The 15,195-nt window shown below is 33.2% G+C and carries 15 protein-coding genes; 11 read left to right on the top strand and 4 right to left on the bottom strand.

All coding sequences use genetic code 11. The features are described 5' to 3' along the window. Positions 1 to 82 precede the first annotated feature (82 nt). The 7 genes from LXH21_RS12210 to LXH21_RS12180 all read left to right on the top strand — a co-directional run bounded on the left by LXH21_RS12210 (position 83) and on the right by LXH21_RS12180 (position 6,439). Positions 83 to 595, top strand: a complete 513-nt coding sequence (locus tag LXH21_RS12210; RefSeq protein ID WP_239866255.1) for a Fur family transcriptional regulator — start codon at positions 83 to 85, stop codon at positions 593 to 595. Between the two features lie 88 nt (positions 596 to 683). Continuing rightward, positions 684 to 1,955 (top strand): adenylosuccinate synthase, encoded by a 1,272-nt coding sequence (locus tag LXH21_RS12205; RefSeq protein WP_239866253.1) that lies wholly within the window; start codon positions 684 to 686, stop codon positions 1,953 to 1,955. A gap of 49 nt (positions 1,956 to 2,004) precedes the next feature. Further along, positions 2,005 to 2,586, top strand: a complete 582-nt coding sequence (locus tag LXH21_RS12200; protein ID WP_239866251.1) for an NUDIX domain-containing protein — start codon at positions 2,005 to 2,007, stop codon at positions 2,584 to 2,586. 431 nt (positions 2,587 to 3,017) lie between these two features. After that, positions 3,018 to 3,602 (top strand): helix-turn-helix domain-containing protein, encoded by a 585-nt coding sequence (locus LXH21_RS12195; protein ID WP_239866249.1) that lies wholly within the window; start codon positions 3,018 to 3,020, stop codon positions 3,600 to 3,602. A gap of 79 nt (positions 3,603 to 3,681) precedes the next feature. Continuing rightward, positions 3,682 to 4,125, top strand: a complete 444-nt coding sequence (locus tag LXH21_RS12190; protein ID WP_239866247.1) for a response regulator — start codon at positions 3,682 to 3,684, stop codon at positions 4,123 to 4,125. A 356-nt stretch (positions 4,126 to 4,481) separates the two neighbouring features. Then, the gene (locus LXH21_RS12185) at positions 4,482 to 4,652 is read left to right on the top strand and encodes a hypothetical protein (protein WP_239866246.1); all 171 of its coding nucleotides are present in this window, start codon (positions 4,482 to 4,484) and stop codon (positions 4,650 to 4,652) included. Next, positions 4,637 to 6,439 carry an alpha-amylase family glycosyl hydrolase gene (locus tag LXH21_RS12180; RefSeq protein WP_239866245.1) on the top strand — a complete coding sequence of 601 codons (1,803 nt, stop codon included), beginning with the start codon at positions 4,637 to 4,639 and terminating at the stop codon, positions 6,437 to 6,439. The genes LXH21_RS12185 and LXH21_RS12180 overlap by 16 nt, the downstream gene beginning before the upstream one ends. A gap of 199 nt (positions 6,440 to 6,638) precedes the next feature. Here the strand turns inward: LXH21_RS12180 and LXH21_RS12175 are convergent, their stop codons facing one another. Together LXH21_RS12175 and LXH21_RS12170 are read right to left on the bottom strand one after the other, a co-directional pair. Next, entirely contained in the window at positions 6,639 to 7,277 is a 639-nt protein-coding gene (locus LXH21_RS12175) for a peroxiredoxin (RefSeq protein WP_239866244.1), read from the bottom strand. Positions 7,278 to 7,374: 97 nt separating this feature from the next. Beyond that, entirely contained in the window at positions 7,375 to 8,289 is a 915-nt protein-coding gene (locus LXH21_RS12170; protein ID WP_239866243.1) for an AEC family transporter, read from the bottom strand. Between the two features lie 164 nt (positions 8,290 to 8,453). Here LXH21_RS12170 and LXH21_RS12165 point away from each other — a divergent pair, with 164 nt between their 5' ends. Then, positions 8,454 to 9,407: a sugar phosphate isomerase/epimerase family protein gene (locus LXH21_RS12165; RefSeq protein ID WP_239866242.1), complete on the top strand. Its 954-nt coding sequence runs from the start codon at positions 8,454 to 8,456 to the stop codon at positions 9,405 to 9,407. Between the two features lie 69 nt (positions 9,408 to 9,476). Here LXH21_RS12165 and LXH21_RS12160 read toward each other — a convergent pair whose 3' ends face one another. Beyond that, a complete protein-coding gene (locus LXH21_RS12160) occupies positions 9,477 to 10,496 on the bottom strand; it encodes a quinone-dependent dihydroorotate dehydrogenase (protein ID WP_239866241.1) in 1,020 nt (339 codons plus the stop codon). A 168-nt stretch (positions 10,497 to 10,664) separates the two neighbouring features. Here LXH21_RS12160 and LXH21_RS12155 point away from each other — a divergent pair, with 168 nt between their 5' ends. Both LXH21_RS12155 and pepT read left to right on the top strand, forming a co-directional pair. Further along, a complete protein-coding gene (locus LXH21_RS12155; protein ID WP_239866240.1) occupies positions 10,665 to 11,072 on the top strand; it encodes a DUF1003 domain-containing protein in 408 nt (135 codons plus the stop codon). 327 nt (positions 11,073 to 11,399) lie between these two features. Further along, the gene (gene pepT / locus LXH21_RS12150) at positions 11,400 to 12,671 is read left to right on the top strand and encodes a peptidase T (RefSeq protein ID WP_239866239.1); all 1,272 of its coding nucleotides are present in this window, start codon (positions 11,400 to 11,402) and stop codon (positions 12,669 to 12,671) included. A gap of 134 nt (positions 12,672 to 12,805) precedes the next feature. Here pepT and LXH21_RS12145 read toward each other — a convergent pair whose 3' ends face one another. After that, a complete protein-coding gene (locus LXH21_RS12145; RefSeq protein WP_239866238.1) occupies positions 12,806 to 13,693 on the bottom strand; it encodes a L,D-transpeptidase in 888 nt (295 codons plus the stop codon). 329 nt (positions 13,694 to 14,022) lie between these two features. On the opposite strand from LXH21_RS12145, the gene LXH21_RS12140 reads away from it, so the two are divergent. Then, positions 14,023 to 14,739 (top strand): 3-ketoacyl-ACP reductase, encoded by a 717-nt coding sequence (locus LXH21_RS12140; RefSeq protein WP_239866235.1) that lies wholly within the window; start codon positions 14,023 to 14,025, stop codon positions 14,737 to 14,739. The last annotated feature ends 456 nt before the right edge of the window (positions 14,740 to 15,195 follow it).

Genomic DNA, 15,195 nt, shown 5'->3' with positions numbered 1-15,195 from the left:
TCTTAGCGCTTTTTATTCGAAATTCACAAAATTAAATTCAATCCTAGGGAACTATTAAAATAATAATTTATCTTTGCCGAATATGACACTCATTTCCACAGATAACAACAAAAACCAAGAAATTGTAAAAAATGTTTTTACAATGTATCTTGAAAACAAAGGACATAGAAAAACGCCAGAACGTTATGCTATCCTCCAGGAAATTTACGATAGTGAAGAACATTTTGATGTAGAGAATCTATACATCAAGATGAAAAACAAAAACTACCGTGTGAGTCGTGCTACCTTATACAACACGATTGAATTACTCTTGGATTGTGCCTTAGTTCGTAAACATCAATTTGGACAAAATCAAGCGCATTACGAAAAATCTTATTTTGACAAGCAACACGATCATTTAATTATGACCGATACGGGCGAGGTAGTAGAATTTTGTGATCCTAGAATCCAAATCATTAAAAAAACCATTGAAGAGATTTTTGATGTAGATATAACCAATCATTCCTTGTACTTTTACGGAGCCAAAAGAAAACCAAAAATCGAAGAGGCTGCTATTATAGTTGAAGAAACTATTAATAAGGAAGAAGAAAAATAATTATAAGAAATATTTAGTTTATATAAAAGGTCGCGCCTAACTGTGTCTGACCACCAAAACAGATTAACGATTTAATAAAGAAATTAAAATGACCGTAGATTTATTACTAGGATTACAATGGGGAGATGAAGGAAAAGGAAAAATTGTTGACGTTCTTACCTCAAATTACGACATTATTGCTCGTTTCCAAGGAGGTCCAAACGCAGGACATACTTTAGAATTTGACGGAATAAAACACGTATTGAGAACAATCCCTTCTGGAATTTTTCATAAAACTGCGGTAAATGTGATTGGAAACGGAGTTGTAATTGACCCAGTTGTTTTCCAAAAAGAGATCGAAGGATTGGCTAAGTTCAATATCGATATCAAAAAGAAATTAATTATTTCTAGAAAAGCACATTTAATCTTGCCTACGCACCGTTTACTTGATGCAGCTTCTGAAGCTTCAAAAGGTAAAGCTAAAATTGGTTCTACGCTTAAAGGAATTGGACCAACATACATGGACAAAACGGGTAGAAATGGACTTAGAGTTGGTGATATTGAACTAGAAGATTTTAAAGAAAGATACCGCGCCCTTGCTGACAAGCATGAGGCTATGATTAAATTCCATGGTGTTGAATTAGAATACAACTTAGAAGAATTAGAAGCTGAGTTTTTTGAATCTATCGAAGAAATCAAAAAATTAGACTTCATCGACAGTGAAGAATACATGCACCAAGCTCAAAAAGCAGGTAAAGCAATCTTATGTGAAGGAGCTCAAGGATCTTTATTAGATGTTGACTTTGGGACTTATCCATTTGTAACTTCTTCTAATACTACCGCTGCTGGAGCTTGTACTGGTTTAGGAATTGCTCCTAACAAAATCAAAGAAGTTTACGGAATTTTTAAAGCTTATGTTACTCGTGTAGGTAGTGGACCATTCCCAACAGAACTTTTTGACGAAGATGGTTCAACTATGGCTAAAGTAGGTAACGAATTTGGATCTGTAACAGGAAGACAAAGACGTTGCGGATGGTTAGACATCGTAGCTTTAAAATATGCTATTCAAGTAAATGGAGTAACACAATTAATGATGATGAAAGGCGATGTTCTTTCAGGATTCGAAACATTAAAAGTTTGTACTTCTTACAATTATAAAGGAAAAGACATTCAACATTTCCCATACAATATTGAGCCAGAAAATGTAACTCCTGTTTACAAAGAGTTCAAAGGATGGAAACAAGACCTTACTGGTATGACAACTTATGATGAGTTGCCTGCAGAATTAAAAGAATACATTGACTTCATAGAGAAGGAAGTTGAAGTGCCTATTAAGATTGTCTCTGTTGGACCAGACAGAAAACAAACAATCATTAAATAATACCAAACGCTCTGAACTTCAGAGCGTTTTTTTTACCCTAAAAATCAAGATGCAAAACCCAAATATCAAAATACAAAAAACTGACGTTCTAGCAAACGACTATTACCTACTAAACAAAGTAACTTTTAACTATCTCAATAAAAAAGGAGTTTGGATTACACAAAATAGAGAAGTATACGACCGTGGAAATGGCGCAGGAATACTACTTTACAACAAAGAAAAGAAAACAGTAATACTTACGCGACAATTTAGACTTCCCTCCTATTTAAATGAAAATCCTAGCGGAATGTTAATTGAGGTGTGTGCAGGACTATTAGATGCAGATCATCCCGAGCAATGCATCATACGCGAGACTGAGGAGGAAACAGGTTACAGAATTCAAGATGTCAAAAAAGTAATGGAAACCTATATGTCTCCAGGCGCGGTAACAGAAATTTTATACTTGTTCGTTGGTGAATATGACGCAAGTATGAAAGTAAGCGACGGTGGCGGACTCGAAAATGAGCAAGAAGAAATCGAGGTATTAGAGTGGCCATTCGAAAAAGCATATAACATGATTGCTACTGGAGAAATAAGAGATGCTAAGACGATTTTACTTTTGCAGTATGGCAAAATCAATTTAGGATTATAGCATATCAGTTATCCTATTTGGCTGCTATTTCAGGCTATGCACTACAAGTCCGCACAGCAAAACTAGAAAAATACAATCCCCAATACGAGCTTCCTCCGGTCGCTGTTTGGGGATTTATTTTTTCAACGTTTTACTGCTTGCGGGCTTTCCGTTTCTATCCTGGCAGAAAATGGCAGACAACAATTTAATTTAGACAAATAAGTTATTTCAGTAAAATCCAAATTCAAAAATTAGAATATAATGTTCAATCTAAAACAACATAGATTGACAATGATTAAGAATTAAGTAGTATTTTATTTTCAGGAATTTGACTCTATTCTCCCCTATATACCTAAAAGAAGTAAAACGCGGTACTAATAAACATATTTGTATATGAATAATTATATATTTACAAAAAAAATCCTAAAACAGACTTTTTCAAACCTAACCAAATGAAAATTTACATTAAGAATATGGCATGTGAAAGCTGCAAAGTAGTTGTTTCAGATGCACTTGAAGAATTGCATTTACACCCAATAAAAGTAAATCTTGGCGAAGTCACTATAAAGGAAGAAATTGATGCAGAGACGAAGCAGAAACTAAATTCTATTATTCAGAAAGTTGGTTTAGAAATAGTAGAAAGCAAAGGAGGCATTTTAATTGAAAAAATTAAAAATTCCTGCCTGAGATATGTAAATAGCGATGAACCGATAAAAATAAATATTTCTGATTACCTTACTAAGGAATTAGATTTAGATTATAATTACCTATCGAATGCCTTTTCTGATGTTACCACTTGTACAATAGTACATTACATTAATTTACTAAAAATGGAAAAAGCCAAGGAAATGATTTTATTCGAAGAATACAATTTTTCTGAAATAGCCGAAAAATTAAATTTTAGCAGTCTATCAGCTTTTTCGACTCAGTTCAAAAAAATTACCAGTTTCACACCTTCACATTTTAGAAATTTAAAAAAAATTAGACGCAAAGCGATTCAAGAACTTAATGAAGATTTGGCCAATAAAAAGCAATAAAATTTACAAACATCAACTGGAATAAATGAAGTTTTATTAAATAAAATAAGATAATTTTACATCCTAAATTTTAAAATATATGAATGAAATAAATATCTTTTATGCTGACGATGACGAAGACGATTTAATGTTTTTTAACGACGCGGTAGATAGTATTTCCAAAACTTCAAATCAATCTGTAAAATTACATATTCATAAAAACGGAGAAAACCTTCTCAATTCAATTAAAGAAAATAAATCAAAAAAAGGCGTTGTTTTTTTAGATTTAAACATGCCAAGAAAATCAGGCTTTGATTTTTTACAAGAAATACGTAACGAAGCAAGTACAAATCAATTTCCGGTCATCATTTATTCCACAAGTTCCAATAAATTAGATATCGAAAAAAGTCATTCCCTTGGAGCAAATTATTATGCTGTTAAACCTTATAATTTTAACGATCTAATAAAAATGATTAAAGATGTTATAGACATCAACTGGGAGGATAACAAAGTCGATCTCGATAACTTTATCCTTATAAAATAATATCAATACAATTTTAAAAAGGGGTATCATGTAACATTAAATTACATGATACCCCTCTTTTTCTTTGTCATAAATTATAAAAAAAATAATCTTATTTCTGCAGTTTTCAAATTCAATAATTATAAAACTAATTTTTGAATATCCGAATTTTCGAATACAATTAATATAGCTGACTTATCAAATGACTGAGCTTACTGCATACATTGCCTCCTTTGAGTCATTATTTGGTGCTTAAAATTACAAAATGTGATATTAAGTGATAATTATATAAATACCTGAAATAATTCTATAAATTTCTAAAAGGACAAATCATTCATCTTTGCATGTAACTATTAACAACATTAAATATAGACAAGATGAACACTCAATTTGCAAAAGTCGGTAAAACCTATCCAAGAACAACATTAATAATTAGAGAGGATGATCCTTGGACAAAATCTCAAACAATGCACAATCAAGAGTCAAAGGACTCAAAGATTGATACTAGCGTTATTGCTGAAAATTTAAGACTATGGAAAAGGTTATAGAAAAAGTAGAAGGAATGGGTGCCATCCCTTCAGAACAAGGTACAACATTTAGAGTTTGGGCTCCCAATGCTGATAAAGTTTTTGTTACAGGTACATTTAATGATTGGGATAATTCTCAATTTGAACTTGACCTAGAAGAAAATGGATATTGGTCTGGTAGCGTACCAAAAGCTAAAACTGGCAATGAATACAAATATGTTATTCATAATGGAGATCAAATTTTACAAAGAAATGATCCTTACGCTAAAGAAATGACAAACAGTAATGGAAATAGTGTCATTACAAATTTAGATTTTAAATGGGAAGATCAAGATTTTCAGATGAAATCTTGGAATAATTTGGTCATATATGAATTACATGTAGGGACTTTTAACAGGAAGGATCTTGATAGTGTAGCGACATTTGATTCGATTATTGAAAAAATCCCTTATTTAAAAAAATTAGGAATCAATTGCGTTGAAATTTTACCTATCGCAGAATTTGCAGGTGGAATTTCTTGGGGTTACAATCCCTCCTACCCATTTGCAATTGAACGTGATTATGGAGGTGCTGAAGCATTTGCAAGAATGGTAAACGCTTTCCATAAAGCAGATATTGGAGTAGTTCTAGATGTTGTTTACAACCATTTTGGACCATCTGATATGGATTTATGGCAATTTGATGGTTGGTCTGATAACGACAAAGGTGGAATTTATTTCTACAATGATCACAGATCTGTTACTCCATGGGGAGATTCAAGACCAGATTACGGAAGAGAAGAAGTGAGAAGATACATTAGAGATAATGCCTTTATGTGGATTGAAGACTATCATTGCGATGGTTTGCGTATGGATGCTACATCTTACATAAGATATGAAGGAGGAGGTTTAGGCTACGACAGTGAAATACCTGAAGGTAATATGTTGATGAGAGATATAAATGCGGAAATAAAAGCAAAATATCCTGGTAAACTTACTATTGCAGAAGATTTAAAAGGCGCTGGTGTAGTAACGTTGAGTTCCGATTTTGGTGGTTTAGGATATGGATCACAGTGGGACATGAATTTTGTTCATCCAGTAAGAAAATTTTTAATCGAACAAGGAGATGAGTATCGCGACATGCAAGCGCTAGTTGATGCCATTTTATTTAAATACAATAACGATGTTTTTGAAAGAATTATTTATACGGAAAGCCATGATGAAGTTGCGAATGGCCAGGCGCGCGTACCTGAAGAGATTGAGCCAGGAAACGCAGATAGCTTCTTTGGAAAGAAAAGAGCAATACTAGGACTTGCAATTACATTGACATCTCCTGGAATACCAATGCTATTTCAAGGGCAGGAATTTATAGAAGATGAATATTTTCAAGATTCTGAGGCGCTAGATTGGAAGCAGCAAGAAAAGCATGTTGGAATCACGCGAATGGTCAGTGATATGATTAAGATTCGTACGGAATATAAGAGTGAAAGTGAGGGTTTAAAGGGCCAATATACAAAAGTGATCCATTTTGATGACGATAATAAAGTTTTAGCGTATGCGCGCTCTACAAATGAAGATTTTTCGAACTCTACTGTAGTTTTACTTAATTTATCTAATGATTCATTCGAAGATTTTACCTTTGGAATCCCTTATGCAGAAGAGTATCAATTAGTTTTTAATAGTGACTGGAAAGGATATGATGAAGAATTCACAGATATGGTAGTGAGTCCTGTTTCTATTTTTAACGAAGAATACAATGGAGAAGCATGCAAAGCAGTTACAAATTTACCAGCGTATACTGCATTAATTTATACTCCAAAAAATAAATAAAGCATAACAAATGTTATAGTTCAACACTACAACATTCTATAATATAAAGCTGCAAAGCAGGATTAGAATATTTCAATTTTAGTTCGATATATCAAGTATTGAGTAGAATTAGTTTCAAAACATTCTTTAAAGTGAACTTGATAAAAAAAGGGAATTCAATTTTTAATTGAATTCCCTTTTACTATTTAAAAGCAGCCTATTATTTATTAGGTTGTGGTGTCATTCTCAAATAATATTTGATGCGGTTAAATCCTTTTGGAAATTTAGCAGGTATATCTTCGTCTTTAATTGAAGGAGAGATTACAACATCATCTCCATCTTTCCAGTTGGCTGGTGTTGCTACACTATAATCTGCTGTCAATTGCAAACTATCTATAACGCGTAGAATTTCGTCAAAGTTTCTACCAGTAGAAGCTGGATAGGTCAAGATCAATTTCACTTTCTTATCTGCTCCGATGATAAATACAGAACGTACTGTCAACGTATTGTCTGCATTAGGATGAATCATATCATATAAATCGGCTACTTTCTTACTTTCGTCAGCGATGATAGGATATTGTAATGTTACATTCTGAGTTTCCTCAATATCTTTAATCCACTTAAGGTGTGACTCTACTCCATCAACACTAAGTGCTATTACTTTTGTATTTCTCTTCTCAAACTGCGTATAATAATTAGCCACGGTATCTAATTCTGTGGTACAAACGGGTGTGAAATCTGACGGGTGTGAAAATAGGACTCCCCACGAATCGCCTAACCATTCATGAAAACTTATTTGTCCTTGTGTTGTATTTGTAGTAAAATCTGGAGCAATATCTCCTAAACGTATTGTTGCCATGTCATTTTTGATTTTTAAATTTCCTTAAAATTAGTCAAAAAAAGGCAGACATTCGGATTAACCCATCATAAAAAAAGTCTAAAAAGCTGTATTGAAATTAGATAATTTGTGTTACAAAATACCAAAAAACCAATGTGATAAAAGATAGTGGAATTCCGTAACCTATCATCATACTTGCCAGTCTTGGTTTTAAACCATAAGAGGTTGCTAAAATACTTGCTGTGATATTCGAAGCCATTGCCGATTCCATCAGAACAACTTCAATCATAGATCCCTTTTGTTTGAAAATTAAAACATACAAAGTAAAGATTAATATTGGCGTAAGTATCAATTTATAAAGCAGTCCCAGACCTAAGAAACGCCAGTGCTGACTTTTACTTTCAAATCGCAGTTGCATACCTACAGATGTTAATGCTAGTGGTGCCATAGCGCTAGCTAAAACTTTTAAAACTAACTGAAAATTATAATGTAATTCTATCAAAAAAACATTTAAAAAACAAGCTATTAAAAAACAAACAAATGGAGGGAACTTTAATACCCGGACCAACATTTGAATTGGTTTGAGATTATCCTTTGAAAAATAAGTAGCGACTAGAATTCCCAAAGTGGAGAGTACCACTACCGTACCTGGCTGATCAACCAGAATTGCCATTTTTAAACCTTGTTCACCATATAAGGCGCTAATAATTGGATATCCTAAAAAAGAAGTGTTGCCTAGACCAGCCGTAAGCACCAAACAACCTATCATTTTATTGGACCACCCGTATTTCTTTCCCAAAAAGTAAAAAAGGACAAAAGCAACTATAAAAGAAATCCAAGCAGAGCCAATAGGATATAACAATTCATTACTCCAAGTTAGCTTCGGAATATAGAACAACACTATAGCTGGCATGCAAATGGTAACTACTATTTTATTTAATATCTTATACACTTTTGCAATAGGAATCACTTTAATATTTTGAAGAATGATTCCGAGCAGCAAACAGACAAAAATGAGTATAAAGTTAAACATGAAGACGCTTTTAGATAAAGAGTGCAAATATCTGTATAATTTGAAAGGTAAGCATATAAACCACTTCCTATTTTCAAAACTTATTTAGTATACAGCTCAAATTTCCAACTCTAAATTCTAAACTAATTTCTGTATATTTGGTTAACCAATTAACAAACCTAATTATGAATTCAACCAATCGCAGGGATTTTATAAAAAAATCAGCATTAGGAATGACTGCACTTCCTTTTATCAACTTGCCCTACCCCTTGTTTAAAAATGATGATAACGATATGGACTCTTTATCTGTAAATGTGTTTTCTAAACATTTACAATTTTTAGATTATTACAACGCGGGAGAAGCTGCAGCCGAAATTGGGTTTACAGGTTTGGATTTAACGGTTCGTAACAACGGTCATGTTCTTCCAGAATTAGTCAAGAATGATTTACCAAAAGCGATTCACGAAATTAAAAAAGCAGGATCAAGTTGTTCTATGATAACTACAGCGATTTCAAGTATTTCTAATCCGCTAGATGTCGCCATTGTAGAAACAGCAGCCAAAGAAGGCATTGACTTTTACAGAACTGATTGGTACAAATATACCAGGGAAAATACAATGCAAGAAGATATATTGCTTTACCAACAAGAGATAAAGAAATTGAGTGAACTTAATAAAGCTAATAATATTATTGGCTGCTATCAAAATCATGCTGGTTTGCTTATAGGAGCATCATTTTGGGAAATCGAAAATTTACTAAAGACAGCTAATAAAGATTTTTTCGGAATGCAATATGACATTAGACACGCTACTGCAGAAGGAGGATACTCTTGGCAAAACGGATTTAACCTATTACATTCACAGATTAAAACTATCGTTTTAAAAGATTTTAAATGGATGAATATAAATGGTATTTGGCAAGCAAAAGACACCCCTATTGGAGAAGGAATGGTAGATTTTAAATCCTATTTCAAATTACTAAAAAAGGCCGGATTAAAACCTCCTGTTTCCCTGCATCTGGAATATGATTTAGGTGGTGCTGAAAAAGGGAATAAAACCATTACAGTGGACAAAAAAGTAGTTTTTGAAGCGATGAAGAAAGATTTAAAAGCCGTACAAAAACTGTGGAAAGAAGCCTAAATAACACGTATATAAAAAGGAGCAAAATAATCTTTGCTCCCTTTCTGATTCTATTTGAATAATTTTAAATTATTTTCTAGCCAATAGTTTTTTATTAATAGCTTTTACCAAAGCTGGACCTTCATAGATAAAGCCTGTATAAAGCTGTACTAAGCTTGCGCCAGCATCCAATTTCTCTATAGCGTCTTCAGCGGTATGAATACCTCCCACCCCAATTATTGGGAAAGACTTGTTACTTTTTTGCGATAAAAATCGAATTACTTCTGTAGATCTCTTGGTTAATGGTTTTCCAGATAAGCCCCCCATTTCATTCTTATTCTCTGATTGTAATCCTTCGCGGGAGATTGTAGTGTTGGTGGCAATAACTCCTGCAATTTTTGTTTCATTCACTATGTCAATAATATCCAACAATTGCTCATCTGTCAAATCGGGAGCAATTTTAAGCAAAATTGGTTTTTGCTTTGGCTTTAAGATATTTTTATTTTGCAGTGTCTGCAATAATTGTGTGAGTGGTTCTTTGTCTTGTAAAGCTCTAAGATTGGGAGTATTCGGCGAACTAACATTTACCACAAAATAATCAACATGATCATAAAGTGCATCAAAGCAAATTTCATAATCTGATGTTGCTTCTTCGTTTGGAGTAAGCTTGTTTTTACCAATATTTCCACCAATTAAAACACCGTTATTGGCTTTTAATCGCTCTACAGCTTCTAGTACACCACCATTATTAAAACCCATTCGGTTAATAATAGCCGAATCTTCTTTCAATCGAAACAGTCGCTTTTTTGGATTTCCTTCTTGGCCTTTTGGAGTCAAAGTTCCAATTTCGATAAAACCAAAACCAAGGTTTGATAATTCCTTATACAACTTAGCATCCTTATCAAAACCGGCTGCTAATCCTACTGGATTTTTAAATTTCAATCCAAATACCTCAGTTTCTAATCGTTTGTCGTCTACCAAGAATAAAGCTCTGTACAAAGCACTAAATCCGGGAATTTTGGACGTGAATCGAACTAAAGAGAATGTAAAATAATGTACCTTCTCTGGATCAAAACAAAAAAATAAAGGTCGTAGTAATAACTTGTACATGGATGTTTTTTTAATTTCTGCAAAAATAGTACTATATGGCAGAATAAGAAATAGTTGAGTACCTTTTTTATAACCTTTCTTATTAGCACTTTCGAATACTATAATTCGATTAAAATAACATTCTGTACAGTCAATAAATTTGGTACTTTTAAATAAAATAATACCGTTATGAATTTTACCGAAAATTGGCATCAAAAACACCGTAAAAGTCTAGGACTGGGAGGGCGAGTAGCAGATAGAGTAGCGAAAGGCATGGGATCTTGGACATTCATTATTATTCAAACTGCATTTGTAATTGTCTGGATGGGATTGAACGTTGTGGCTTACTTTAAGCATTGGGACGCCTATCCCTTTATTCTTTTAAATCTTTTGTTTTCGACTCAGGCTGCCTATGCTGCACCAATTATTATGATGGCACAAAACCGTCAAAGTGAGCGCGATCGTGTACAAGCACAAGACGATTACAATACAAATAAAGAAGCAAAGATTGAAATCGAAGCGCTTGCAGCTAAGCTGAATGCGATAGAAGTTGAGAAACTCGACAAGATCATCAAAATTTTGGAACAGATGAAATAGTCATTTTGCAACAGACAGTACTGCATATCTCGATTATTTTTCTATCGAAATCAGAGCAGAATATGTAGCAATAATTTTAATTTTCGAAAATCAAAAAGATCATGTACAACTTGATTAATGCTTGTATTATGGCAAAATCATCGTTCCATTCAAAAATAATGTTACGAATCTTTCTGAAGATTTTCGAAACGAAAAGATATATGTTATCATTTTCCTTAAAAGCTTTGAAAATAAATATCATTTAGGAAGTTCTAAGACTTATCACTGCAAAAAATATTCATTTGAAGCAAAAAAGGTATCTTTGCATCTTCACAAAACAACAAATTTATGCAACCTATTATAGACCGTTTCATTAGCTATGTAACCATAGATACCGAATCTGATTCAAAATCGAATACCACACCTAGTACTTCTAAACAATGGGATTTGGCAAACAAACTTGTAGCCGAATTAAAAACTATTGGAATGCAAGAAGTAACCATTGACGATAAAGCCTATATCATGGCGACTTTACCTTCTAATGTTGATCATGAAGTACCTACTATTGGATTTATTTCGCACTTTGACACTAGCCCAGATTTTTCTGGTGCAAATGTAAAACCGCAAATTATCACTAATTATGACGGACAAGATATTGTACTGAATGCAGAAAAGAATATTGTTTTATCCCCTAGTTATTTCAAAGACTTGCTGCAATACAAAGGACAAACACTAATCACTACAGATGGTACTACACTTCTAGGTGCAGATGATAAAGCCGGAATTACAGAGATTGTAACTGCTATGGAATACCTCATCAATCATCCTGAAATTAAGCACGGAAAAATTAGAATTGGTTTTACTCCTGACGAAGAAATTGGTCGCGGCGCTCATCACTTTGATGTAGCTAAATTTGGAGCTGAATGGGCATACACCATGGATGGTAGCCAAATTGGTGAGTTGGAATATGAAAACTTTAATGCTGCTGGAGCGACAATTACTTTCAAAGGTAAGAGTGTTCATCCTGGTTATGCCAAAGGTAAAATGATTAACTCTATGTTGATTGCGAATGATTTTATCAATGCATTACCAAAAGGAGAAACTCCACAAGAAACCAAAGGCTACGAGGGTTTCTTCCATGTACACCATCTTACTGGCGGGATTGAAGAGACTGTTTTGGAATTAATTATAAGAGACCACAGCAAGAAAAAATTCGAAAAACGTAAAGAGTTAATCGAAAAAATTACTCGAAAATTAAATAAAAAATATGCCAAACAATTTGGCGAAGATATTGTAATCGCAGAAATTGATGATCAATATTACAATATGAAAGAGAAGGTTGTACCAGTTAAACATATCGTAGATATTGCTGCAAAAGCAATGAATGATGTTGCAATAAAACCAATTATCAAACCTATTCGTGGTGGTACTGATGGTTGCCAACTATCGTATATGGGTTTACCTTGTCCTAATATTTTTGCTGGTGGCCATAATTTTCATGGAAAATATGAATATGTTCCTGTTGAAAGTATGGAAAAAGCAGTGGAGGTAATTGTAAAAATTGCTGAGTTGACGAGTCAACCCAATTACGGGCTACCTGTTTCTAAGAAAAAGAAATAATTATTTTAAAGCATAATAAATAGGAGTTCTAGAGAATTATATTTTCTAGAGCTCCTCCTTCATTTAGTACTTTAAACAAGAAAGACGACTAATTTTGCAATTAGCCGCCTTTCTACCCCAAAAAAAAACTAAACCTATTTATTTTGTGCTACGAGCTTGCTATTCTTTTGTTCTTTGATGATTGTCTCTAAATGTGGTTTAACCAATTCTGAGATTTCATCTTCTGAGATTTCAAAAGAAGTTGGGTTGGTCAACAATTGCAACCATGGTTTTTTACCTTTGAAAGGATAAGAACCAAAAACAATTACCGGAGTACCTTTAGCTTTTACATTTTCTTTATCAGCTAACACCCATTGATTTGCCCAATCATATAGATAACGGGCGTCTTTTTCTTGTAAACGTAAACACGAATGTGATGCTGGATAACCTGGTAGCTCATATTGATGAAAACCAACCCCAAGTTTATTTTCGATATTAAAATTCCATTTCAACTGCCACTCGTCGTCAAACGTACTTGTTGACTCTTCTGCTTTCCAGTTGGTATAAAATAATCCAGTTGGTGTGGGATCTTTTTCTCTCCCCATATTAGTTGGACCTGTATAATCAAGCGTACCATTTTTATAGGCAGCAAAAGTTTGAGTAGGATATGAAAAAATTATAATCTTATCTATATTTTTAATTGACTCGACCTGTAGCGGAAATGGCAAATAATCTTCTCTCTTCCCATCTAGTTTATTAGGTACTATTATAGAGTCCATTTTGGCTAAATTCTTTTTATCTGTACGATTGGCATCCATTACAATCTGCAAAGAAGCTTCATTGGTTTCATTCGACTTTAACCAAGTCTTTGCATTCATCATTTTGTACTGTATACCACTTACTTTCTCTCTGCGCTCAATGGCAATTACTTCTTGTTGATCTGTATTTTCTGTACTAGTAGTTTCCTCTTCTTTAGTTTCATTGTTTTTACATGACGTTAAAAATAAGGTCATACAAAATGCTATCATTATATATTTTTTCATAATTCAATTTTACATTACAAAGATGCATGATTAGCAATCCAAACTTGTTATAGTATTTTTTAAAAATGTTATTGAATTTTAAGGTAGGTCGAAAATAATTGGTAGTTGCTCGTTTAAGAAAACTTCAAATACTTTATTTACCTCATACAGTAGTGTACATATACCAACGCTATTGTACAATTACAGATAACAGCATTTTATGCTTCTCGCCTTTATCTATTCATTCTGATGTAAAAAACTTTTAAAAATTATCATTTTTTTCACATTGATTAATTCCCTTGACCAATTGCAATACCTTAACTTTGTTAGTGAATTAAAATCTTAAAATAATGACTGATTTAAAAAATAAAAATGCGTTAATAACTGGAGCTGGAAAAGGAATTGGAAAGGCAGTAGCAATTGCTCTTGCAAAAGAAGGTGTAAATGTGATTTTGGTTGCTCGCACGCAAGCCGACATAGATGAAGTTGCCATAGAAATTGAACAATATGGTGTAAAAACATTAGCCGTAACTGCAGATGTTTCAGACAATAATTCGGTGAGCGCTGCTGTTGAAAAAGCACTTAACGAATTTAAGACTATTGATATTTTGATCAACAACGCTGGAATTGCAGCTTTTGGTAAATTTATGGAAATGGAAGTTTCGGATTGGGAACGTATTATTCAGGTTAACTTAATGGGTACATATTATACTACTCGTGCGGTTTTACCAAATATGATTGACAGAAAAACAGGAGACATCATCAATATTTCATCAACAGCAGGACTAGCAGGAAATGCCATTACAAGTGCATATAGTGCATCAAAATTTGCTGTTTTAGGTTTGACAGATTCTTTAATGCAAGAAGTTCGTAAACACAATATACGAGTAACTGCATTGACTCCAAGTACTGTTGCTACCGATATGGCCAAAGACTTAAAACTAACAGACGGAAATCCTGACTCAGTAATGCAGTCTGAAGATATGGCGGAATTAATTGTAGCTCAATTAAAATTAAACCGTCGTGTATTTATAAAAAACAGTAGCATTTGGTCTACTAATCCATAATTTATCTAGCGAATCTTCGCAAAAAAGATACAAAGGTTCACAGTGTTTAGTTTCTAAATACTGTGGACTTTTTTTTTGGGCAAAGGGTTAGTTCAAAGGGCAAGTTCAAAAGGCAATTTCAAAAAAGCAAACGAAACCTTTTGTCTCGCTGATAGCGTCTCAGCAAAGTTGCTCAGCTGATGTGAGACGCTTTCAGCGAGACAAACTTTGGAGATAAGTTTGAGGATAATTAAAAAATCAAGTTAAAAGGTCAAGTTCAATAGGCAATTTCAAAAAGCAATCGCAAAAAGCAAATTTAATTGTCAAACTTAAAAATTAATTTCAGGAACAAAACTTAAATGATGAATGCTCAACGCAAATCATCAATCGTTAATCAAAAATCAAAAATCATTAATTTAATTTTTTTTCACTCCCCTCCCAACCTTTTTGATTAAATTACTCTCTATACTAGTAAAG

Origin of the sequence: Flavobacterium algicola (genome assembly GCF_022399565.1) — a bacterium.
Classification (GTDB): Bacteria; Bacteroidota; Bacteroidia; order Flavobacteriales; family Flavobacteriaceae; genus Flavobacterium; species Flavobacterium algicola.
Note: the sequence above shows the minus strand (reverse complement) of the source record. Positions and strands in the feature narration are given on the sequence as shown.